The sequence below is a fragment of the Thalassotalea sp. PLHSN55 genome (genome assembly GCF_052030545.1).
In the GTDB taxonomy this organism is placed as follows: Bacteria; Pseudomonadota; Gammaproteobacteria; order Enterobacterales; family Alteromonadaceae; genus CANMXU01.
This window is the reverse complement of record NZ_JBPDIH010000008.1, coordinates 158,780-180,877: the sequence shown is the minus strand read 5'-3', so window position 1 is coordinate 180,877 and position 22,098 is coordinate 158,780. Positions and strand designations below refer to the sequence as shown.

General features: G+C 39.3%; 21 protein-coding genes. 12 read left to right on the top strand and 9 right to left on the bottom strand.

Annotated features, from left to right (window positions below; translation table 11 throughout):
• Positions 1-146: 146 nt before the first annotated feature.
• Positions 147-1,772, top strand: coding sequence for an NAD(P)/FAD-dependent oxidoreductase (locus ACRRSQ_RS16220; protein WP_440876811.1), 1,626 nt, complete (start codon positions 147-149; stop codon positions 1,770-1,772).
• A gap of 50 nt (positions 1,773-1,822) precedes the next feature.
• Here the strand turns inward: ACRRSQ_RS16220 and ACRRSQ_RS16215 are convergent, their stop codons facing one another.
• A complete protein-coding gene (locus tag ACRRSQ_RS16215; RefSeq protein WP_440876810.1) occupies positions 1,823-2,476 on the bottom strand; it encodes a hypothetical protein in 654 nt (217 codons plus the stop codon).
• A 284-nt stretch (positions 2,477-2,760) separates the two neighbouring features.
• On the opposite strand from ACRRSQ_RS16215, the gene thrS reads away from it, so the two are divergent.
• The 6 genes from thrS to maoP all read left to right on the top strand — a co-directional run bounded on the left by thrS (position 2,761) and on the right by maoP (position 8,189).
• Positions 2,761-4,671, top strand: a complete 1,911-nt coding sequence (gene thrS / locus ACRRSQ_RS16210) for a threonine--tRNA ligase (protein WP_440876809.1) — start codon at positions 2,761-2,763, stop codon at positions 4,669-4,671.
• A 105-nt stretch (positions 4,672-4,776) separates the two neighbouring features.
• Positions 4,777-5,325 (top strand): translation initiation factor IF-3, encoded by a 549-nt coding sequence (infC, locus tag ACRRSQ_RS16205; RefSeq protein WP_440876808.1) that lies wholly within the window; start codon positions 4,777-4,779, stop codon positions 5,323-5,325.
• Between the two features lie 179 nt (positions 5,326-5,504).
• The gene (rpmI, locus tag ACRRSQ_RS16200) at positions 5,505-5,699 is read left to right on the top strand and encodes a 50S ribosomal protein L35 (RefSeq protein WP_303454659.1); all 195 of its coding nucleotides are present in this window, start codon (positions 5,505-5,507) and stop codon (positions 5,697-5,699) included.
• Positions 5,700-5,714: 15 nt separating this feature from the next.
• Entirely contained in the window at positions 5,715-6,068 is a 354-nt protein-coding gene (gene rplT, locus ACRRSQ_RS16195; RefSeq protein WP_440876807.1) for a 50S ribosomal protein L20, read from the top strand.
• A gap of 321 nt (positions 6,069-6,389) precedes the next feature.
• Complete coding sequence (locus ACRRSQ_RS16190; protein ID WP_440876806.1) at positions 6,390-7,493, top strand: phosphoribosylaminoimidazolesuccinocarboxamide synthase; 1,104 nt, start codon at positions 6,390-6,392, stop codon at positions 7,491-7,493.
• 342 nt (positions 7,494-7,835) lie between these two features.
• Positions 7,836-8,189 carry a DUF413 domain-containing protein gene (gene maoP / locus ACRRSQ_RS16185; RefSeq protein ID WP_440876805.1) on the top strand — a complete coding sequence of 118 codons (354 nt, stop codon included), beginning with the start codon at positions 7,836-7,838 and terminating at the stop codon, positions 8,187-8,189.
• 76 nt (positions 8,190-8,265) lie between these two features.
• On the opposite strand, the gene nhaD is transcribed toward maoP, so the two are convergent.
• The 3 genes from nhaD to ACRRSQ_RS16170 form a co-directional block, all read right to left on the bottom strand.
• Positions 8,266-9,657 carry a sodium:proton antiporter NhaD gene (nhaD, locus tag ACRRSQ_RS16180; RefSeq protein WP_440876804.1) on the bottom strand — a complete coding sequence of 464 codons (1,392 nt, stop codon included), beginning with the start codon at positions 9,655-9,657 and terminating at the stop codon, positions 8,266-8,268.
• Positions 9,658-10,080: 423 nt separating this feature from the next.
• Positions 10,081-10,590: a winged helix-turn-helix transcriptional regulator gene (locus ACRRSQ_RS16175; protein WP_440876803.1), complete on the bottom strand. Its 510-nt coding sequence runs from the start codon at positions 10,588-10,590 to the stop codon at positions 10,081-10,083.
• 31 nt (positions 10,591-10,621) lie between these two features.
• Complete coding sequence (locus ACRRSQ_RS16170; protein ID WP_440876802.1) at positions 10,622-11,161, bottom strand: acyl-CoA thioesterase; 540 nt, start codon at positions 11,159-11,161, stop codon at positions 10,622-10,624.
• A gap of 349 nt (positions 11,162-11,510) precedes the next feature.
• Between ACRRSQ_RS16170 and lepB the strand changes: the two genes are divergently transcribed.
• Together lepB and ACRRSQ_RS16160 are read left to right on the top strand one after the other, a co-directional pair.
• Positions 11,511-12,161: a signal peptidase I gene (gene lepB / locus ACRRSQ_RS16165; protein ID WP_440876801.1), complete on the top strand. Its 651-nt coding sequence runs from the start codon at positions 11,511-11,513 to the stop codon at positions 12,159-12,161.
• A gap of 83 nt (positions 12,162-12,244) precedes the next feature.
• Positions 12,245-12,625, top strand: coding sequence for a GFA family protein (locus ACRRSQ_RS16160; RefSeq protein ID WP_440876800.1), 381 nt, complete (start codon positions 12,245-12,247; stop codon positions 12,623-12,625).
• Between the two features lie 64 nt (positions 12,626-12,689).
• Here ACRRSQ_RS16160 and ACRRSQ_RS16155 read toward each other — a convergent pair whose 3' ends face one another.
• From ACRRSQ_RS16155 to ACRRSQ_RS16145, 3 genes are read right to left on the bottom strand one after another with little or no spacing between them, the layout of a single operon-like run.
• Positions 12,690-13,247, bottom strand: a complete 558-nt coding sequence (locus ACRRSQ_RS16155; RefSeq protein WP_440876799.1) for a CBU_0592 family membrane protein — start codon at positions 13,245-13,247, stop codon at positions 12,690-12,692.
• Positions 13,247-14,299, bottom strand: a complete 1,053-nt coding sequence (locus ACRRSQ_RS16150; protein WP_440876798.1) for a substrate-binding periplasmic protein — start codon at positions 14,297-14,299, stop codon at positions 13,247-13,249. Before ACRRSQ_RS16150 ends, ACRRSQ_RS16155 begins: the two co-directional genes overlap by 1 nt.
• A gap of 51 nt (positions 14,300-14,350) precedes the next feature.
• Complete coding sequence (locus ACRRSQ_RS16145) at positions 14,351-15,571, bottom strand: hypothetical protein (protein WP_440876797.1); 1,221 nt, start codon at positions 15,569-15,571, stop codon at positions 14,351-14,353.
• Between the two features lie 355 nt (positions 15,572-15,926).
• On the opposite strand from ACRRSQ_RS16145, the gene ACRRSQ_RS16140 reads away from it, so the two are divergent.
• Complete coding sequence (locus ACRRSQ_RS16140; protein ID WP_440876796.1) at positions 15,927-16,397, top strand: low molecular weight protein-tyrosine-phosphatase; 471 nt, start codon at positions 15,927-15,929, stop codon at positions 16,395-16,397.
• A gap of 37 nt (positions 16,398-16,434) precedes the next feature.
• A complete protein-coding gene (locus tag ACRRSQ_RS16135) occupies positions 16,435-16,635 on the top strand; it encodes a hypothetical protein (RefSeq protein ID WP_440876795.1) in 201 nt (66 codons plus the stop codon).
• Here ACRRSQ_RS16135 and ACRRSQ_RS16130 read toward each other — a convergent pair.
• Entirely contained in the window at positions 16,607-17,494 is an 888-nt protein-coding gene (locus ACRRSQ_RS16130; RefSeq protein WP_440876794.1) for a response regulator, read from the bottom strand. The two genes, ACRRSQ_RS16135 and ACRRSQ_RS16130, sit on opposite strands and share 29 nt — an antisense overlap.
• Positions 17,484-20,852 (bottom strand): ATP-binding protein, encoded by a 3,369-nt coding sequence (locus ACRRSQ_RS16125; protein ID WP_440876793.1) that lies wholly within the window; start codon positions 20,850-20,852, stop codon positions 17,484-17,486. The genes ACRRSQ_RS16130 and ACRRSQ_RS16125 overlap by 11 nt, the downstream gene beginning before the upstream one ends.
• Positions 20,853-21,132: 280 nt before the next feature.
• Here ACRRSQ_RS16125 and ACRRSQ_RS16120 point away from each other — a divergent pair, with 280 nt between their 5' ends.
• Positions 21,133-22,089, top strand: a complete 957-nt coding sequence (locus ACRRSQ_RS16120) for an outer membrane beta-barrel protein (protein WP_440876792.1) — start codon at positions 21,133-21,135, stop codon at positions 22,087-22,089.
• Positions 22,090-22,098 lie beyond the last annotated feature (9 nt).

Below are 22,098 nucleotides of genomic sequence, written 5' to 3'. Positions count from 1 at the left end.
CTACTCGATTCCCATTAAGTCTAGCGCGAGGGAACAAATTTCGCGATATCATACCTTGAACGCAAACAAATACAATTGTTGATTTAACATAACCAAGCTATCAGGTAAAATGCCGGCAATTATCGATATGCTGCTTTGGAAAATTTATGCTGCGCTTAACCAATATTAAGCTTGAACTTAATCATCAACCCGAACAATTACAACAAGCTGTGCTTGAAAAACTGAATATCAGCGAACAACAATTGGTTGATTTTACGGTATTCAAACGGGGTTATGACGCCAGACGTAAAAACAACATCATTTTAATGTATACCTTAGATGTTGAAACAACCATCAATGACAAATTGTTAGCTCAGTTTGAAAAAGATCAAAATGTTAAATTAACCCCAGATATGGCGTATAAATTTGTTGCGCAAGCACCTGAGCAACTTTCGCAGCGTCCGGTGGTCATTGGCATGGGCCCATGTGGCTTGTTTGCTGGTTTAGTTTTGGCGCAAATGGGCTTTAAACCTATCGTATTGGAACGTGGTAAAGAGGTACGAGAACGCACTAAAGACACCTTTGGTTTTTGGCGTAAAAAATTATTGAACACTGAATCTAATGTACAATTTGGTGAAGGTGGCGCAGGTACGTTTTCTGACGGTAAACTTTATAGCCAAGTAAAAGATCCTAAGCATTACAGCCGTAAAGTACTTAATGAGTTTGTTGAAGCCGGCGCACCCGAAGAAATTTTATATGTCAGTAAACCGCATATTGGTACTTTTAAATTAGTGACCATGGTTGAACAAATGCGCAACAAAATATTTGAACTTGGCGGTGAAGTACGTTTTGAACAACGTGTTGATGATTTTCACTTTGAAGAGCAGGGCGACAGTAAACAAGTAACAGGCATAACCCTTGCCAGCGGTGAAAAAATTGACACCAATTTTGTTGCACTAGCTATCGGCCACAGTGCCCGAGATACCTTTGAAATGTTGCATGAAAAAGGGGTGTTTATTAAACCAAAACCGTTTTCAGTTGGCTTTCGTATCGAACACGAACAATCCGTTATTGACGATGCCCGTTTTGGACAAAATGCCGGTCACCCTATATTAGGCGCGGCAGATTATAAATTAGTGCATCATTGTAATAATGGTCGTTCAGTATACAGCTTTTGTATGTGCCCAGGCGGTACTGTTGTGGCAGCAGCATCTGAGGAAGGTCGCGTTGTTACCAATGGCATGAGTCAATATTCACGTCACGAACGTAATGCTAACAGTGCGATTGTTGTTGGTATTGAACCTAAAGATTTCTGTAAAGACGAAAACGATGTTTTAGGCGGTATTGAATTTCAGCGTCGCCTCGAAGAAATCGCGTTTACCTTAGGCGGTGAAACGTATGATGCGCCATGTCAGCTAGTGGGGGATTTCTTAGCGGGTAGAAAAAGTGGCGAGCACGGCGAAGTAGAACCTTCCTATAAACCGGGCGTACATTATACCGACTTAAGCGAAACACTGCCTGACTACGCCATTGATGCTATTCGTGAAGCGCTTCCTGCTTTTGAACGTAAAATTAAAGGCTTTTCAAAAAAAGATGCAACCTTAACCGCGGTTGAAACTAGAACGTCTTCGCCTATTCAAATTACGCGCGATAAAGAAACCTTGCAAAGTCTTAATGTACAAGGGCTATTTCCAGCGGGTGAGGGTGCAGGTTATGCCGGCGGTATTTTATCAGCAGGTATTGATGGTATAAAAATCGCAGAAGCTATGGCTATTGCCATGTTAAAAGCCTAGTCCACTACTATTTGCCATTGTTTTGTTGCCACTAATGGTTATTGATAACCTTAATGAGTGGCTTCTTTTATACCCGCTATTGTTTGTTGTTGGTTATTCGTTAAAGGCAGCTGTTGGTTTAACTGGTCAAAGGTTTGCCAAATAGCGCGTAGCGATAATTTATTGGTAAAAGAACGTGGCAAATTGCCTTTGGCGTCAGCGGTAAAAACGTAATCAATACTAAGCTGGTGTTGCGCAATGGGTTTAATTAACCAATGTGCTTGTATCACATCTACTTGAATCACGTCGCCTTCATCGAGCGGCGTAATTAACTGCAACTCTTTTTCTGTCGCGTTGTTGATTGATATTTCAATCGATAAATCGTAATTTTGCCAATAGTGCGATGTTAACAACATAAACCTTGGTTTTACCGGCCATAATCCTTTAAAGCGAGTAATGAATATACGGCGCTGTGGCGTAAGCTGGTTAAGTACTTGGCTGTTTTTTGCATTAGCTAACCAGTTGGCTGTGTTGTGTGTGTTTTGAATAAAGGCGAGTGCGCTGGCGAGTGTTGATGTGATTTTGGTACTGGCTTTTATCGTAATTAGTGGGCTATCTTCAATGGCTTGATAACTGACGCTTAAATCACCTTTTTCACGCCATAATTGCCAGTTGTTGTTTTGCGCATTGGCGCTGCTTTGTCGGGGAATAATTAAACTTATCATGACCAAAACACACCATAGGCTTTTTCGTAACAAAAATAAATTTCGCAAGTTTGTTAACATAATTTCGATGGGCATTGCATTGTGGATGATTTTCCCCTATATTCCCGAGCCAAATATTTAAGTTTATTACACTTATTGGTAAATATTACCATAGCTAATAAATATAGATAGACAGAATAATCGTAGTTAACGACTTTACTACGCTATTAAAGTATTAACTTTTAACGTAAAAAATATAAGCAAGCGTCACTTGGTATGTGCCGCCACTGTATAAAGGAAAATTCATGCCTGTAATTACTCTCCCTGATGGTTCACAACGCTCATTCGACAATGCTGTATCGGTTATGGATGTCGCTCTTGATATTGGTCCTGGTCTTGCCAAAGCGACGATCGCTGGTCGTATAGACGGACAATTAGTTGATGCGTGTGAGTTAATTGAAAAAGACGCGGCACTTCAGCTTATTACCAGTAAAGACGCTGAAGGTTTAGAAATTATTCGTCACTCTTGTGCGCATTTATTAGGTCACGCAATTAAGCAAATTTGGCCTGAAACGAAAATGGCGATTGGTCCTACGATTGATAACGGCTTTTATTACGACGTTGATTTAGAGCATTCTATTACCGAAGACGATTTAGTTATTCTTGAAAAACGTATGACCGAGCTTGCTAGAACTGGTTACCAAGTAATTAAAAAGACAGGTACTTGGCAAGACGCTTACGACGCTTTTAGCGAACGTGGTGAAACCTACAAATTAGAAATTCTTGATCAAAACATCGAGAAAACCGACACGCCTGCACTTTATCATCACCAAGAATACATTGATATGTGTCGTGGTCCACATGTACCAAGCATGCGTCATTGTCATCATTTTAAATTAATGAAAGTTGCTGGCGCCTACTGGCGTGGCGATTCAGACAATAAAATGCTGCAACGTATTTACGGCACAGCATGGGCTGATAAAAAGCAATTAAAAGCGTATATTCAACGCCTTGCTGAAGCTGAAAAGCGTGATCACCGTAAAATTGGCAAAACCTTAGATCTATTCCACTGGCAAGAAGAAGCGCCAGGCATGGTATTTTGGCATAACGACGGTTGGACAATTTACACCGAACTTGAAAAGTTCATTCGTGAAAAATTACACGAATATGATTACGACGAAGTAAAAGGCCCATTAATGATGGACCGCGTACTTTGGGAAAAATCAGGTCACTGGGACAAATACGCAGAAAACATGTTCACAACCACGTCAGAAAAGCGTGAATATGCCATTAAGCCAATGAACTGCCCAGGGCACGTGCAAATATTTAACCAAGGCTTAAAATCGTACCGTGATTTACCATTGCGTATGGCTGAGTTTGGCTGTTGTCACCGTAATGAACCATCTGGTGCTTTACATGGTTTAATGCGTGTCCGTGGCTTTACCCAAGATGACGCGCATATCTTCTGTACCGAAGATCAAGTACAAGCTGAAGTAACGAAATGTATTGAAATGGTTTATGACGTTTATAAATCATTTGGTTTTGAAGACATACTAGTAAAACTTTCAACACGTCCTGAAAAACGCATCGGTAGCGATGAAATTTGGGACAAAGCTGAGCAAGGTCTTGCTAATGCCATGAACGATTTAGGCATTAAGTTTGAATACTTACCAGGCGAAGGTGCTTTCTACGGTCCTAAAATTGAATTTACCTTATTAGATTGTTTAGGTCGTAACTGGCAATGTGGTACTGTGCAATTAGATTTTGCCTTACCAGAGCGTTTAGGTGCAACTTATGTTGGTGAAGATAACGAACGTTACACACCGGTAATGATTCACCGCGCAATTTTAGGTTCATTAGAGCGATTTATCGGTATTCTTATCGAAGAGTACACCGGCAAATTCCCAACGTGGTTATCGCCAATTCAAGCAACTGTGATGAATATTACCGACAAACAGGGTGAATATTGTGAAAAAGTTGTTAAAAAACTAAAAGAAAATGGATTTAGAGCAAAACTAGACTTGAGAAATGAGAAGATAGGCTTTAAAATCCGCGAGCACACTTTGAAGCGTGTTCCGTATTTATTAGTTGTTGGTGATAAAGAGATGGAAGCCGGCGAAATTGCAATACGAACTCGAAGTGGTGAAGATTTAGGAAAAATGTCGGTTGACGACTTTATTGCTAAGCTAACAGACGAAGTAAAAGAACGTCTTTAAGCGCTAAGCAAATTAAAGTAACATACGGATATCACAAATATTTTATAAACCAACAGTTCGCCAATAATTGCGCGACAAAGTTGGAACAAAGTTCTTTGGAGGAACATGGCTATTAAAGGTGGTCAACGAGGCGGGCAGAAAGAGCCAGCTCATCGTTTAAATGAGTTAATTACAGGTACTGAAGTTCGTTTGATCGGATACGATGGTGAACCAGCAGGTATCGTAACGTTAAATGAAGCAATGGATAAAGCTGAAGAAGCGGGTGTAGACCTTGTTGAGATCAGCCCTACGGCCAAGCCTCCAGTTTGTCGAGTTATGGACTACGGCAAGTTCCTTTATGAAAAATCAAAGGAACAAAAAGAACAGCGTAAAAAGCAGAAACAGATACAGGTTAAGGAAATTAAATTCCGTCCTGGAACAGATGAAGGCGACTATCAGGTCAAACTACGCAACCTGAAGCGCTTTTTAGAAGGCGGCGACAAGGTCAAGGTTACATTACGTTTCCGCGGCCGTGAAATGGCCCACCAAGAACTAGGGTTTGATCTACTAAATCGTGTTAAAAAAGATTTAGAAGAGCTAACTGTAGTTGAGTTCTTCCCTCGTAGAGCGGAAGGGCGTCAAATGGTGATGGTCTTAGCCCCTAAAAATAGATAATTTTTGGTTTGACAAGTAGTTGGTTAACTTTGGTTAATTAACTCACCATCATTATCTTTATACGTTGGTAGTAAGGCTTGCAAGTAAAGTCCTGTGTTTAGTTTGAAACGTCAAATTAAATGAATGAGATTTTCGCCTTTGCTACTGTAAATTTGGCATAACAATGCGGAGTTATTCACATGCCTAAAATGAAAACCAATAAAGGTGCTGCAAAGCGCTTTAAACCAACAGCTAATGGCTACAAGTTCAAACAAGCTGGTCTTCGTCATATCTTGACTAAGCGCCGTACTAAAGTAAAACGTCACCTTCGTGCGAAATGCATGATTGCGGCTTCTGACATTAAGTCAGTTAAAAAACTTTTACGTCACGGTTAATAGGAGAGAAAGAAAATGGCAAGAGTAAAACGTGGTGTAGTAGCAAGAGCCCGTCATAAAAAAGTTTTAAAGCAAGCTAAAGGTTACTACGGTGCTCGTAGTCGCGTTTATCGCGTTGCTTTTCAAGCTGTAACTAAAGCTGGCCAATACGCTTACCGTGACCGTCGTCAACGTAAACGTCAATTCCGTCAACTTTGGATTGCTCGTATTAACGCGGCAGCTCGTCAAAATGGTTTATCTTACAGCCGTTTCATTAATGGTCTTAAAAAGGCTTCTATTGAAATCGATCGTAAGATCCTAGCTGACATCGCAGTATACGATAAAGCAGCTTTCTCTGTATTAGTTGAAAAAGCGCAAGCTTCTTTATAATACCTGAGTAAAAGTTTGAGAAAGGACGCATTAGCGTCCTTTTTCTTTTTATTGATTATATTTTATTGCTATTTTCATTATAGCGGCGTCAATCATGCTCACTTATGTTCATAAGCTCCGCGTGTTTTCCTTGCTCTAATATCAAATAGCTGCAAAATATATCTCAATAATTTTTATATAAAATTAAAAGTTTACTATCAAATAGCAGCATTAAACCAAGTAGAAGAGTGTTTAGTTATTATTAATGTAATTTCTCGTGTGATAACACAGTAGATTACATCAATAATAATTAAATTTAGTGACATTAAAAGGGTTACTCATATGAGTCTTGCTGATCAAGTTTTAGCGGTAAATAATGATTTGCCAATTCGTACCGATGCACCAGTGCACAGTGGTAAAGTACGTAGTGTTTATTGGTTAACAGCAGCCGATAGCAAGCGTTTAATCGCTGAAAAAGGCTATGATGTTGCCGCAGATACACCATTGGCTATTATGGTGATCAGCGACCGTATTTCAGCGTTTGATTGTATTTGGAAAGGCGAGGGTGGCATGAAAGGTGTGCCGGGTAAAGGCGCTGCGTTAAATGCCATTTCTAACCATTGGTTTAAGTTGTTTCAAGAACAAGGTTTAGCTGATTCACATATCTTAGATATTCCTCATCCATTTGTCTGGATCGTGCAAAAAGCCAAACCTGTGATGATCGAAGCGATTTGTCGTCAATACATTACTGGCTCTATGTGGCGCGCATACACCAAAGGTGAACGTGAATTTTGTGGTATTGAGTTGCCGGAAGGTTTAGCGAAAGACAGCAAACTACCTGAGCTTTTACAAACCCCTTCAACAAAAGGTATTTTAGAAGGCATTCCAGGCGTACCTGCTGTTGATGACGTTAACATTACCCGTAAAAACATCGAAGATAACTTTGCTGCGTTTAACTTTAAATCAGCTGATGATATTGCCTTATACGAGAAGCTATTAACTGAAGGCTTTAATGTAATTTCTGAGGCGCTAGCAAAAATTGACCAAGTGTTTGTTGATACTAAATTTGAGTTTGGCTACGTAAAAGATAGTGCCGGCAATGATAAACTTATTTATATGGATGAAGTGGGCACACCTGACTCGTCTCGTATTTGGGATGGCGAACAATACCGCGCAGGTAAGGTCGTTGAAAACTCGAAAGAAGGTTTTCGTCAGCTATTGCTAAACCATTTTCCAGACGCTGATATTTTGTTAAACAAAGACCGCATGGATGAACGTGAAGCCCTAGCAAGAGACAACGAATTACCAGCATCAGTTTTAATGGCGGTATCTGAAACCTATACTAATATTGCTGAAAAAATTACCGGTAAAAAAATCGTCTTAAGTGACAACCCTAAAGCTGAAATTATTGCGATTTTAAAAGAGCAATATCAGTTGATTGATTAAGCTTTACTCACTTACTTCCTCAAACCCGCTCTTAAGCGGGTTTTTTTTATTTATTCTAAAAATTATAATGTGTCTTCATTTTCTTTAATTGCTTATTTTTCCTACCTATATCGACAAAAATTGTCCACAGCGTGTACAGATACAAATCAAAATAAAGCACGAGTTAAACGATTAAAAATACTTATCGATACGATAAATTCATTTTGTTGTCTATTGATAGAAATTCAATTAAATTCGGCTTAATTATTTTTCAGTAAAACATGAATGTATAACAAAGCGAACGCTTTATTTTTTTAACGATTTATTTATTCAATAATGATTGGAATTTTAGAGGTGATATCAATGAACACCACAATTAGAGTGGGTAAAAAACTTTTTTATGGTGAAAGTGACTTCCCAAGGGGGATAGGTCGCTCTGGCTTTTTTAATAAAAAAGAAACTGAATTATTAGAGCAATACGGTGATACGTTAATGCGATTGGCTGATAAAGCGTTAACGCCTGAAAATGAAGAAGAAAGCTTGTTTGTTGCTGCGATCGACTCTGGTGACGAAAGCGCAAATGCTATGGTTAAGTTATGGCGTAAGTATGTAAATGCTGTTGAAAAAACTAAACGACACCATAGTTTTACGCAAAGCAATGTTAAGCCAGTAGGCTCAGCACCAACAGACAGCCAATTTGATGACCTAAACGAATAGATTTCATCTAGCTATAAAAAGTTAGAATCAAAAAAAGGCTACCTTAGGTAGCCTTTTTTGTTATCTAACGCGCTGATTAGTTTATTAATAAATGCACGTAAATACTGGCAAAGTAACCTAAAGAAATTACTGGCGCCCATTTTAAATGAGCAAAGAAGGTGTAATAGCCTCGAGCTTGCCCCATAAGTGCAACACCCGCAGCAGAGCCAATGGATAATAAACTACCACCAACACCAGCTGTTAATGTTACTAGTAGCCATTGAGTGTGATCCATTTCTGGTTGCATCGTTAGCACGGCAAACATTACCGGAATGTTATCAACAATGGCTGATAAAATACCGACTAAAATATTGGCATTTGTTGCACCGAGTTCACCGTACATAAATTCAGACACCATGCCTAAGTAACCCATAAAGCCTAAGCCACCAACAGCTAAAATTACGCCATAGAAGAAAAATAAGGTATCCCATTCTGCTTTTGCAATTTTATCAAAAATATCAAAGTCATCTTTGATCTTGTTACTGGTTGGCATATCCGACTTATCGATAGTTGCATGACCTTTTTTACGCAAGTAATAACCGAAGAATTTTAAGTAGGCTAAACCTGTCATCATGCCAAATACTGGTGGTAAGTGTAAAAAGTTATGGAATGAAACCGCGGTTACAATCGTAAGGATGAATAGCGCCACTATGGTTAAGCCGCCTATTTTAATTGGTGTCATCTCATTTGATTCTGCCGTCGGGTTACCCTTAGGAATGGCAAACTGCATAATAAAGGCAGGAATAACAAAGTTAACAACCGATGGAATAAACAAGGCAAAAAACTCTTGGAATTGCACAATGCCTTTTTGCCAAACCATTAGCGTGGTGATATCGCCAAATGGACTAAATGCGCCACCTGCGTTGGCACCAACAACAATATTGATACAGCTAATGGCAACAAATTTAGGCTCGGTTTTACCAACCGCTAATACAACGGCACACATGATTAATGCTGTTGTTAGGTTATCGGCAATAGGTGAAATAAAGAAGGCTAAAATACCCGTTAACCAAAATAGAGATTTGTAGCTAAAACCTTTCATAACAAGCCAATCGCGCAGGGCGTCAAAAACGTTGCGCTCAAGCATGGCGTTAATGTAGGTCATGGCAACAAGTAGGAAGAAAAACAATTCGGCATACTCTAAGAAGTTATGGCGAATGGCGACTTCCGCTGCATGAGGCATGCCTTGTGAACCATAAAAGGCGGCAATTAAAATCCAAATTAGGCCGGCAGCTAATAATACCGGTTTAGATTTTCGTAAGTGTAATTGTTCTTCTAAAATAACCAAGCTGTAAGACACTACAAAAATGGCGATAGCAGTGTAACCAATCCAATGATTGGTAAGATCAATCGTTTGTTGTACAGCGCCAGATGCAAAAGCAATACTCGGTGTACACATTGCAAGTAAAAGGAATAAGAGTTGTTTCATTATATTCTCAGAAAATGGTGTAAATTATTGTTGTTTAAAGTGAGTCAATTCTACCAAAGCTTTTTTTAGATTGATCGTTACAAAGTTGTCTGTTTTTAATACTTTGCTATAAAAATCATTAACTTTAGATGGTTTATTGACCGCTAATTATTAACAGCACCGCAATGATAGTGTAAATAAACTGCGGTAATGTCTTGCTTGAAAGAAGCTTGCAACAACCAAACACTGTTTTACTGTTGCAAACAAATTTCGCGACAAATTATTACACTTAAATAGCGCAAAATTTTTGCGCCTGATCATTAATCATTTGTTAAAGTGCAATAATTAGTGTTTATATTCTAATTCTAAGCAAAGGGCAATTAGATTTTAGTCGGAAGTGGTACTTATTTGATAGAAAATGCGAGTGGTAAATTGATGGGGCAACTACGTTTGTTCATAACCGAGAAAGTCATCTTTATTTAATTCGCCTCGGTTAATTTTATTGGTTATCCCAGGTCCTAACTTGCCTGACATATTGTGAACGTTTACCACTTCGCTACAACATGAACATGTCAGTTTAGCATTGGCGATATTTCCACAGCTTGTGTGGGTAAATTGAATAGGCACGCCGTCGCTGTCTGCTTGCCATTTATCACCCCAATTGGTGATGGCAATGATAATAGGAAAAAGTTCTTTGCCTTTATCAGTTAATCGATATTCAAAGCGCTGATGTGACTCATCGTACAACGATTTATGTAGCACATTTGCATCAACTAACCGGGTTAGCCTATCTGACAGTCTGTGTCGTGAAATTTGCAGCGAATGTTGTAACTGTGAAAAGCGGCGAACTTTTAGAAAAATTTGCCTTAATATTAATAAAGTCCAACGATCACCAAATATTGCAATTGAACGAGCAACCGAGCAAGGCTTGCTATCGATGTCTTGCCATCGCATATTAAACTCCTACTACTTTTTTATATCGCTTTTAAATATTTTCTTTTACTGGTGGCCAAGGGCGATGTTGCTCTGAATCAATCCATTCTTGTACCCATAAAGGTAAAGCTTGTTCGTTAAATTCAAAGCCCATCGCTGTAACCAACTTCTCAGGTGAAACTAAACCGTCACGCGAGGTTATGCCGCCACGCACTAATACCGAAGAGCAAGGTTCGCCTTTTACCCACATTGACTGCACCATGTAAATCCACTTGTCGTCTGAGCCGACACATTGGCTGTGCATGGTAATTTTATCAAAAGACATAATGCGTTTACGGTAACGCACAGAACTGCCGGCAACAACCATGGCCCATTTATGCTGTTTCATCACTTTAAATAAGCTGTTTCTAAACGATAAATCGAAGCGACCTAAATCGTATAGGGTCATAACACGTCCGTTATTCATTTCATTAAACATATCAAGATCCCAAGGATGACACCTAAATTCGATAGAACTTGGCTCAAGATAATGAATGGGCGTTTTCTTTTTAGCGCCAAAATAGACTTTCATAAAACGTGCTAAAGGGTACATAAACTTCCTTGGTCGATAAGGTATGGCGTTGTGCGTAATTTATAGGTTCTATTATGGAACCCATAATGATTGAATGCAAATGCTCGATGTATTAAGAGATGATATTTAACAAGAGGAGATAATGTGCACACATTTACTTACGTTTTAACCGCAAATATTTATAACGGTCATTAGTGTTTAACTGCCTGAAATAAATTAAAAATATACAAAAGCTAGTGCTGCTTAGTTTGATGTTTTTAATGTTTAACGTTAATTGATGGAACAAATAATTGGTGTAAACGTCTTAACACAGCAATCAATCTAAAAACTCACACAAGCTGTCGACTTATTTTTAAAACAAGGACTATTTATGAAAAAGAAAATGCTAACGCTATTAAAAGAAAATAAATCATTTCTTATTTTTATACTATTAATGAGTGTTTTTCGTAGCGCATTTGCTGACTGGAATACGGTGCCAACAGGGTCAATGAAGCCGACAATTGTTGAAGGCGATCGCATTTTAGTGAATAAAGTTGCCTACGATTTACGACTGCCATTTAGCGATGTGTCATTAATAAAGCTAGGTGAACCAGTGCGTGGCGATATTATTATTTTTAACTCTAAAGTCTCTGATATGCGTCTTGTTAAGCGTGTAATTGGCGTACCTGGCGATGTGGTTTCGCTTACTAATAACCGTTTAATGATTAATGGTCAACCCATTGAATATCAACATTTAACCGAAAATACTCTAAGCGCCGATCGCGTAGAGCATCTGTTGGGCATTGAACATATGATCCGCGTTAAAAAATCGGGCAGTTCGCTGTCATCTTTTTCTCCCGTTGTTGTGCCAAATAATAGCTATTTAGCCCTTGGTGATAATCGAGATAATAGCTCTGATTCGCGCGTGATTGGTTTTGTGCCCAGAGATGAGATTATAGGTCGTACAAAAAGTGTGGTAATGTCGTTTAATTATGATAATTATTACATACCAAGAGCAGACCGTTTTTTTCATAGCTTGTAATTAGCTACGCAAATATAGAGGTTGCTGTTCTTAGTCTATCAAAGTCGTCAATAAAAATAGTCAATTAAAAAGAAGAGGGCACTATGATTTATAACGGAAGCTGTCATTGCCAAGCGGTAACCTTTCAAGTAAACGCGCCAGAAAAGCTTGAAGTTGACCGCTGTAATTGTTCAATATGCAGCAAAGGCGGTTTTTTACATTTAATCGTGCCGTTAAAAGATTTTACTTTGCTTAGCGGAGCAGAGAGTTTAACGACTTATACTTTTAATACTGGTGTGGCAAAGCACACGTTTTGCAAACATTGTGGTGTTAAACCGTTTTATACGCCGCGCTCTAACCCTGACGGTATCGATATTAACGTTAACTGCTTAGATACTTTGCCAACAGAAATCAATGTTACGGACTTTGATGGTCAGAACTGGGAGCAAAATGCTGCAAGCTTAGCCCATAAAAGCGTATCGTAAATAAGGTTTTGCCACCAACGTCGTTGAAATTTAGCAAAACCTTAAACGTAAGCTCAACGCAAGTTTAATCAATTAAATGAATTTGGCTGAACTTGCGCACCGCACCATAAACTGAAATAGCGGCCCAAGATATTTCCAAATAAAATACCGGCCAATTGCCATCTATCCATAACTGCGGCATTAGCGCAATTGCGGCAAAAGCATTCCAACAAAGGTAATATCGCGGTAACATTTTCTCTTGGCTAAACAATAAATAACAGCCTGAAAATACAAATGCCGACAACCAACCTAAAATCGCCATATTAAGCTGTGCTTGGCTTAGATAATAAGCAATAAAGCTGGCGATAAACATCACCACAACGGTATAAAAAATACGACGACTAAATTTTATTACTGAAATATCTTTATTAGCAAGTAGCGCAAGGCTTATTGCTAACCAGAAACCATTAATGACAATAGCTTGCCAAGACTCGGTAAAAAAAGAACTGACGATTAAGCACGCCGCGGCAACTGCATTAGCGCCATAATAAATGGTTTTTTTCCATTCTTGCGTGAACGAAATATAAGCGTGGTTGGCTAAATAAATAAACGTACCTAACCAACCTATAGTAGCAATTAGCATTATTGTAACTCGATGTGCATGTTGCGAATGTACAACTCTTTACCGACATGTGGTCCATTTAATAAAACCACCTTGCTTAAATCCATCATATTTTTATAAATGCTGTCGTTATGAGAAGGTTGTAGTATTTTTGGACTCCACTTGATCACCAATACTTTGCTGCCTTGCGGTAGCGTATAGTATTGAATATTGTCGCCGCTGGCGCTTGATTGCCCAAGGATCAACGGATAGCCTTCAGAGGAGACAAGCTTGGCAACATCAACAGGTGCTGCAACATCTGAGGTAGTGCTGAGTAAACTGGTCATGCCTTGTTGCTGCATATAATTTAAGGCGGTGTTTACCATGGTAATTATCGTTTCGCCTTGCGTATTTTTAGCGCCAATAACATGCAAGCTTGATTTATCAGCGATATTTTTTAAGGCAACAATGAGCTGTTTTCGTTGCGGGAAATTCGTACTTAACTGATGATTCATTACACCTTCTGTCATTGGCAGTACATCGATGTCGTTATTAAGCAATGCCGTTAGTGCTTGATCTTCACTGGCAAATTCGTGCGCCTGAGTAAGTTCTTGATCAATCGTTTCACCATAACTATAACCGGCAACTTTTCCGATACGCTTTTTATCGTTAAATGCTTTTTCTGCTTGGCTTGCGTTTAAAAACTGTCGGTTGTAATACACGCGACTGGTAACAGAAAATACCGGTTGAGAAAATAACACCTGTGCTTGTCGTTGCGCTGTTTTAAAGTAGGGAAAAGAAGCGTTGGCTTGCTGTGACGACACTTGGTCAAAGGCATATTCATAAGGCATATATTGCCAGTTGGTTGCCACTTTTTGATGATTAAGCAGCAGCTCGACTAACTTAGCGGCGCTGCCTTTAGCTTTGTCATCTTCATTAATATATGGCGGCCAAACGTCGGTCAGTAAATTAACGTTTTTTGGGTTACTTGCCAGACTGTTTGGCGAAAATACACTGCTTGCAATTACACAGCTTACCAGCAATATTTTTGTTTGTTTTAGTTGTTGATAAACGAAATTTGTTAAATGTTGCACTAAAAATACCTTCTAAAATGTTTGAACGTTAACCGATTAAGGGCTGGTTGTTTATCGAGACTTTATAATTTTATAAATAAAGACCAACAGTAAGGTAAGGAAGAAACCAGAGCCAAACATCACGTCCATGTCAATTTCAGCAATAAATTGCAGCATAAAAGAGCGGCCATCATCATTAAAATCTAAAGTAGGGCGTGACATCATTTCGCGGCTAAGTTCGGTTAAATAAAGCGATAATTCAAAAACAGTGAAAAAGCTTAACGCTACGAGTAATAAGTCGGTTAATAACGAACTACGTTCACGCTTAATATTTTCTGTTTCGTCTATTTTGCTCGAACAAATTTCGATCATACGCTGACCATTTTCAGTGAGTTGCTGATAGTTCCAATGCCCAAGTATGTCTTCTAACATGTTGCGTTTATTGCGGGTGAGATAATTTAAATGCTCATTATAATCAACTTGGTGCATACGTGTTCTTACGCGAGTTTTACTTAATTTTTCTTGCGCTTGACCGTTTTTTGCATCGTTGTAGGCACCATCGATAGCTTGTTTAAGCAGCTTATTACATTGCTCTTGAGCGGAATAATAATATTGGGCCAAAATCATGCTGTCTAAACGATCATCATTAGGCTTTAAATCGACAATGGCATAATTTAACCAAGTCATAGAGTAATCTTTCTGCTGGGTTAAAATATCATGCGCATCTTGCGACCGTTGTGTATGAGCAAGCCATTTAGTTAATAACGTCTCACATAAAGGCTGCGCTAAATCTTGAGAATCAAGAATAACAGTACGAGACACCCAAAATATTTTTGCTTGGTCTTGATGTTGATTAAGTGTACGTAAAAAGTTGCCATATTGCGGATCGCAGATAGCATTTATAGTCTCAATAAATGTGCTATATATCGCGGCGATTTGTTGTTCTGCTTGATCTTGTGCTTGTTGTTCAATGAGTTTGTTATCGCCTGTGTATTCAAAGGTATGGTCAATTTCTACAATGCCAATATTGTTTGGAAATACGTGAATTTTTATCGTTGGCGCCTCAATATTATCAGTCCAAGTAAATAGGCGCATTTGCCAACTGTCTTGCTCAATAGATTTATACCCTGCTTGTGCTTGATTTGTTTTACCAAGTAACGCTGAATCGAACGCGGTATGAATATTTTTTTCAAATAACTCAAATGCTTTCGAGGTTCGGTCGGTACCGGTTTTTAAGTCGAGAGGAACAATAATTGGGGAGATGGTACGAATACTAATTGCAAGAGGCGCCATGAAAACTACTTCCTTTCTTTAATTTTATTTATCAAAGGCTACGTCCTAATAATATCCTGTTTTATGAGTTAATCCTATTGATTTAATTAGTTTTTTGTTTATGCATCGTAATTCTGTATTTACAGTGATTAGGTAAAAACATGCCAAGAATTGGTTTTAAAAACATGCATAACATTCAAATCAAAGAATGTTAATTCGCTTCTTGTAGTCGCCTTTGCCTTATGATTGAATAGCAACCAGTAAATATTCTCTCGGTCATTCTCTTATTGCTGTGTGAACGCTTAGATAGTGTATTTAGTCGCATGTTGCAGACTTGGTCTGCCTTTTTCATTACTAATTATTCAAGGAAGTTGTTTTGACTGATCTAAAAAACGTCAAATCGGTACTGTTTGTCTGCATGGGCAACATCTGTCGTTCGCCTAGCGCAGAAGCTATTTTTCGCCAAAAAGCTAAAGATAAAGGGTTAAACCTTAAAATCGACTCTTCGGGTACCATCAGTTCTCATGCTAAAGAAAAGCCCGATCACCGTGCGCAAAAAGCAGGTATGGCTCGTGGTTATTCATTTGACGGTATAAAAGCAAGAAAAACCACGGCAAAAGATTTTGAAGACTTTGATTTGATCCTCGCCATGGATAATCAAAACATTAAAGACTTACGAAAAATTGGCCCCGATCATTTATTTGATAAAGTGCAGTTATTTTTAGACTATGCTGAAAATCATGATGAAAGTGAAGTGCCTGATCCCTATTATGGCGGTGCTAAAGGCTTTCAATACGTGATTGATTTAGTTGAAGATGCCAGCGATGGTTTATTAAATAAATTATAGCGTGCTAAAAATTTCGCTAAACAAGCAAGCCCATTTCATGGCGATTAGCAATGTACACTGTTTGTTTAGCGTTATCGTGATCTCAGTATTATTGAGCCAAAAGCCAAAAGCCAAAAGCCAAAAGCCAAAAGCCAAAAGCCAAATGCCAAAAGCCAAAATACTGGCAACTCCAGCAAAGAACTTAGCGTTAGCGCATCGCGTATACTTTGCTAACCTTCTAAAATTCTTAATGAAATAGCTGCTGCCGAAGTGCGGTTATCAACACCTAGTTTTCGGTAAATTTGCTCTAAGTGCTTGTTCACGGTTCTTGGGCTCATGCTCAGAATTTGCGAAATTTCCCAGCTGGTTTTTCCATAAGTCACCCAATAAAGCACTTCCGATTCACGTTTCGTGACCGGTAAATGGGTTTTTAAGTCGGTGGCGGTGCGCTCGGCTTGGCAGGTTTTGATACGCAATAAATGTAGCTCATTTTGTTGCCGCTCGTATGACACTTCAATAGGTTCATTAAAACAAGTCATTGTGATGTTTTTACTGGTATCATTTGCCAGCCATTGCTTGAGCTCTGCGGCTAAGCTAGCCCATGGAATACTATTTCCTGTGGATATTTGCTCGATCATTGCGTGGACATCAGGTGTTGCCCAAGAAAGACGACCTTCAGCAGAAACACAAAATACATTGTTACCGGCATGATCTAAAGCGCTTTGAGCACTCAAAGCAAGTTTGGCGGTTTGAATATGGGTTTTAATACGGGCAATGACTTCATCCGGCGCGATAGGTTTGGTAACGTAGTCAACACCACCTGCATCAAAACCTTTTACGACATCTTCAACATCAGTTAAGCCGGTCATAAAAATGATGGGCGTATTAGGCAGTAATTGTTTGAGTTTTTTACAGGTTTCAAAGCCATCCATTTCGGGCATTATCGCATCAAGTAAAATAACGTCTGGTTTTATTTTATCAACAATTGCGAGTGCTTGAATGCCGTTAAGCGCCACTAAGGCGGTGTAGCCTTGTGTATTTAAAGCGACATTTAACATACCAAGCGACTCGGGGGAGTCGTCAACAACTAACACCACTTCTTGCATATTATTGTTCATTACATAACTCTTCTAGCAGTTGAATAATTGCCGGGAAATTACATTGTTTAATGTAAAAATTGATTTGATTGGCAACCTCTTCAGGAATGGCATAATTTTCTTTAATTTCATCGAATTTTTGATGAAACCCCGAAAGGTAACCAATTTCAGCAAACCCTATCAAGTCTTTATATTGCGCAGTGCTGCTAAGCGGTTGAACTGATGTTGGGCTTAGCTTGGGGAGTTCGTCGCTAGGCTGGCCTTGGTATTGCCAAACTAAGTTTAACAGCTCGCCAATTTTAGCTAATAATGCCGCTAAGTTAACGGGTTTGGCAATATAGTCGTTATGGTAACCTTCTGCCGCCAAGGTAAACTCATTGTCACGGGCGTTGGCAGAAACCATGATCACCGGCAAGTAAAAACATTGTTCGCGCATGCGTTTAACCATTTGCCAGCCGTCAGTTACAGGCATTCGCACGTCTAAAATCATCAAGTCTACGGGGTTATTTTCCAGTAAGCGCATGCCTTGTTCAGCATCTGGGGCAAATAGCATGTTAAAGTTTAATGGCGTGAGAAAATCAGACATTAATCGATGCTGGTATACATCATCATCGACCACTAAAATTGTTTGTTGTTCACCACAATAGCCAATAACTGGGGTGTTTTTTTGCTCCGGAGTTTGGGTGTTTTGAGAAATCTGCGGTAGCATCAGCTTTAAATGGAAAGTCGAGCCTTCACCGAGTTGGCTGGTCAAGGTAATTTCACCCCCCATTAAATACGTGAGTGAGCGAGAAATGGTTAAGCCTAGTCCGGTGCCGCTAATGGTTTGAGTTTGCGCATTGCGTATTTGCTCAAAAGGTTTGAAAATCGTTTCTTGATCTTTTTGAGAAATCCCCATGCCGGTATCAATAATACTAAAATGTACTACTTCATTACGGTAAGAAATTTTTAAGGTGACAGAGCCTTTTTCTGTGTACTTTATCGCATTAGAAATAAGGTTGATCAGAATTTGTCGAAAGCGCTGTTTATCTGTGGCAACATTATCGGGCAAGTTAGCCGGAGGCAGGTAATAAAACGCTAGGCCTTTTTGATTGGCCTGCATTTGAAACATATCAACCAATTGTTGCAATATCGCTTTAAGGTTAAATTCGTCGCGGTGCAGGGTTAACCGGCCAGCTTCAATTTTTGATATTTCTAATAAACCTTCAATTAAATCAGCTAAGTGGTCGCCATTTCGTTTAACAATACTCAGACTTTCGCGTTGATGGCTTGGTATTTCAGGATCTTGACTGAGTAATTGCGCATAACCTAACAATACATTAAGCGGGGTACGCAGTTCATGGCTTAAGCCAGCAAGGTAGCGACTTTTGGCTTGGTTCGCCGATTCAGCAATATCCTTTGCATTTTTAAGGGCTTGAGAGGTATTTTCATGCGCATCAATTTCTACGGCTAAGGCATTGGTTTGCAAGCGAAGCTCTTTTAAAGCGAGGTTGTTGCTACTACGCGCTAAAATAAACAGCCAACTAATAATGCCGATAATAATAAACAATAAGAAAAATATTTTAATTAAGGTTATTGCAAATACCTCTTTTACTTGTGCGTCAGCCAAAGGAACTTGCAGGTATATAAGAAATAAAATAGCCGCGCCAATACAGCTTAACGCTAGGGTTATCGAAATAAACTGCATCATGGGCGTGGTCATGATGCTTAATAAATCAGTGCTTAAAAAGCGATTGAAAAAATGATGCGATTGTTTCGATAGGGTGGCTTCAGTACGGCATTTGTCACCACAGCGGACATCTAGCGAGCAACATAGTGAACATATTGGGTTTTTATAAGCAGGGCAGTAACTCATGTCTTCTTGATCAAAGGTATTTTCACAAATATGGCACTTTGTCGGTACATCAAAGACCTGCTTATTATTATCAACCAAGTAATATTTCCCTTTGGTTAAATAACCAATCACAGGTACGGTGATAAAGGGTAAACCACAGGCAATAAAAGAGGCGAGTGCTTTACAGGTTTCGCCATACCAACCAAAGTGACTGGTAAAACCAACCACACTGGCAATTAGCATAGAGCCAACGCCAACAGGATTTATATCAAATAAATGCGAGCGTTTAAATTCAATATGCTTAGGGCTAATACCGAGCGGTTTATTAATCACTAAGTCAGCAACAACCGAGCTTAACCATGCGAGCACAATAACCGAATAAACCGATAACATGCTTTCAATGGTTTGATAAATGCCCAGCTCCATTAAGAGCAGCGCAATGGCAACGTTGAAAATCATCCAAACGACGCGGCCAGGGTGATTATGTGTAACTCGAGAGAAGAAGTTAGACCAAGCTAATGACCCCGCGTAGGCATTGGCCACATTAATTTTTAGTTGAGAAATTACCACAAAAGAACAGGCAATTAAGACACTAATTTCAGGATTGTCAAATACTAAGCTAAACGCTAGGGTATACATGTGCGCAGGGTCGTCAGCTAAAGCTAAAGGCACCCCTTGGCTTAAGGCAAAATAGGCTAAAAAAGATCCTAAAAATAACTTTAACGCGCCAAAAAGTATCCAACCTGGGCCTGCACTAATTAATGCTAACCACCAACGCCATTGTTTTTTCTTGGGCTTTTCGGGTAAAAAACGCAAAAAATCAACTTGCTCACCAATTTGGGCCACTAAAGAAAGCAATACCGCTGAGGCGGCGCCAAAAAATAATAGGTTAAATGATCCGCCTTGTTCGCCCGCATTACCGGTAAACGTTAGCCAATCAGCAAAATCACTATCGGGGTGGCTAAAGACAAAATACAGTGGCAGCAATTGCAGAATCAGCCAAAACGGCTGACTCCACACCTGAAACCGACTGATATAAGCAATACCATGAGTAACGAGCGGTAATACAACCAAAGCACTGATCACATATGCAATGGATAAAGGGATGCCAAAGAGAATTTGCAATGCCATCGACATGATGGCAGCTTCGAGGGCAAAGAAAATAAACGTAAACGAAGCATAAATCAGTGACGCTATAGTCGAGCCAATATAACCAAACCCAGCGCCGCGGCTGAGTAAGTCGATATCAACGCCATATTTTGCCGCGTAATAACTAATAGGCAAGCCGGTACAAAAAATAATCGCCACTACCGCCAAAATTGCCCATGCGGCGTTAACAAAACCAAAATTTAAGGTGATTGCGCCACCAATTGCTTCTAAGACTAAAAACGAAACAATCCCTAAAGCTGTAACCGCGATACGGTTTAAAGACCATTGGCGTGCACGTTTGGCGGTAAACCTCAGCGCGAAGTCTTCCATCATTTCGTTGGCAACGAGCTTATTGTAGGTTCGGCGTGTGGGAAGTATTTTTTGGCTTGATTGCATTTAATTCTTATAGATTAGATATTGACTGCATGAACCCTTCGCTTTTTATGAGAGATATTCAAGCAAAAACAACATCATAAAACACTCTTCTATGCATCATATAATAAATGCCAGCAACATTATATGCGTAATTTTACGTAGGCCTTTTCGCGCTTTTGCGCATATTCACACTTCCATAAAACATCGATACTAGAGCCAGCTCAAATAAGGCTTGTGTTAATAGTCATCAACTTAAAAAGATGTCAAAGACACGTAACTAAACACTTTTATAGGAATGCGCATGAAAACACTCTTTACAAAATTAACGCCGGTAGCCGCTACAGTGCTACTTTCATTAGCTGCAGCAACATCGGCACACGCTGATGAAGCCAAAGACAAGCTCAGCATCTCTGGTTTTATTGATATGTCATACCTTGCAGTTGATATTGACGGCGGTGAATCTTTTCACGTTTCAGGTCTTGACCAAGTTGAATTAAATGTTGGTTATGAGTTTGACAGTAAGCTTGCTGCTTTTGTTGATGTTGAATATCAAGATCAAGGTGATGATTTAGAAGATAATCAAGAGCTTGATATTGAACAAGCCTTTATTACTTATGCCGTATCTGATCAATTTAGCGTAAAAGCCGGTCGTTTTTTAAGTTACTCAGGCTGGGAAACTGAAGAGCCTACGGGTTTATTCCAATATTCAGGCACTGGCTATGCAAAATATTTTTATGGCGGTTATCAACAAGGTGTTTCTGGTATTTATAGCGGTGATAAATATGCCGTAGCTGTTTCAGTTGTGAATGATCTTGCTGGAGAAGGTACCGACTCAGAGCATCCTGCCATTGAAACCATGGTGGCGCTAATGCCAACAGATGAAATTACTATTAAAGGTTTTTACTCAAAAGATGGCGATGTTGAATTAATCAACACCTGGGCAAGCTATTCAAAAGACGCGTTAACACTCGCGGCGGAATATAACAGCGCCGAAGACAGCGTATTTGTTGGCAGTGAAGCAACAGGTTTCTTATTAATGGCTAACTACGCTTTTGACGACATTGGTTTAACCCTGCGTTACCACGATTGGGATATTGAAGATGCCTCGGGTGCCACTTATGAAGATGCTTCGGGTATTACCATTTCACCAAGCTATACCGTTTCTGACAACCTATTAATGGTATTTGAATACCGTATGGATGAAATTAACGACGTTGATGTTACCTCATACGCGGTTGAAGCTTTAATTACGTTTTAATCCACCAGA

Bases quoted from the DNA above. Each gene is read 5' to 3' on its own strand.
- ACRRSQ_RS16220 (WP_440876811.1), top strand. From the start codon at position 147: ATGCTGCGCTTAACCAATATTAAGCTTGAACTTAATCATCAACCCGAA.
- ACRRSQ_RS16215 (WP_440876810.1), bottom strand. From the start codon at position 2,476: ATGATAAGTTTAATTATTCCCCGACAAAGCAGCGCCAATGCGCAAAAC.
- thrS (WP_440876809.1), top strand. From the start codon at position 2,761: ATGCCTGTAATTACTCTCCCTGATGGTTCACAACGCTCATTCGACAAT.
- infC (WP_440876808.1), top strand. From the start codon at position 4,777: ATGGCTATTAAAGGTGGTCAACGAGGCGGGCAGAAAGAGCCAGCTCAT.
- rpmI (WP_303454659.1), top strand. From the start codon at position 5,505: ATGCCTAAAATGAAAACCAATAAAGGTGCTGCAAAGCGCTTTAAACCA.
- rplT (WP_440876807.1), top strand. From the start codon at position 5,715: ATGGCAAGAGTAAAACGTGGTGTAGTAGCAAGAGCCCGTCATAAAAAA.
- ACRRSQ_RS16190 (WP_440876806.1), top strand. From the start codon at position 6,390: ATGAGTCTTGCTGATCAAGTTTTAGCGGTAAATAATGATTTGCCAATT.
- maoP (WP_440876805.1), top strand. From the start codon at position 7,836: ATGAACACCACAATTAGAGTGGGTAAAAAACTTTTTTATGGTGAAAGT.
- nhaD (WP_440876804.1), bottom strand. From the start codon at position 9,657: ATGAAACAACTCTTATTCCTTTTACTTGCAATGTGTACACCGAGTATT.
- ACRRSQ_RS16175 (WP_440876803.1), bottom strand. From the start codon at position 10,590: ATGCGATGGCAAGACATCGATAGCAAGCCTTGCTCGGTTGCTCGTTCA.
- ACRRSQ_RS16170 (WP_440876802.1), bottom strand. From the start codon at position 11,161: ATGTACCCTTTAGCACGTTTTATGAAAGTCTATTTTGGCGCTAAAAAG.
- lepB (WP_440876801.1), top strand. From the start codon at position 11,511: ATGAAAAAGAAAATGCTAACGCTATTAAAAGAAAATAAATCATTTCTT.
- ACRRSQ_RS16160 (WP_440876800.1), top strand. From the start codon at position 12,245: ATGATTTATAACGGAAGCTGTCATTGCCAAGCGGTAACCTTTCAAGTA.
- ACRRSQ_RS16155 (WP_440876799.1), bottom strand. From the start codon at position 13,247: ATGCTAATTGCTACTATAGGTTGGTTAGGTACGTTTATTTATTTAGCC.
- ACRRSQ_RS16145 (WP_440876797.1), bottom strand. From the start codon at position 15,571: ATGGCGCCTCTTGCAATTAGTATTCGTACCATCTCCCCAATTATTGTT.
- ACRRSQ_RS16135 (WP_440876795.1), top strand. From the start codon at position 16,435: ATGGCGATTAGCAATGTACACTGTTTGTTTAGCGTTATCGTGATCTCA.
- ACRRSQ_RS16130 (WP_440876794.1), bottom strand. From the start codon at position 17,494: ATGAACAATAATATGCAAGAAGTGGTGTTAGTTGTTGACGACTCCCCC.
- ACRRSQ_RS16125 (WP_440876793.1), bottom strand. From the start codon at position 20,852: ATGCAATCAAGCCAAAAAATACTTCCCACACGCCGAACCTACAATAAG.
- ACRRSQ_RS16120 (WP_440876792.1), top strand. From the start codon at position 21,133: ATGAAAACACTCTTTACAAAATTAACGCCGGTAGCCGCTACAGTGCTA.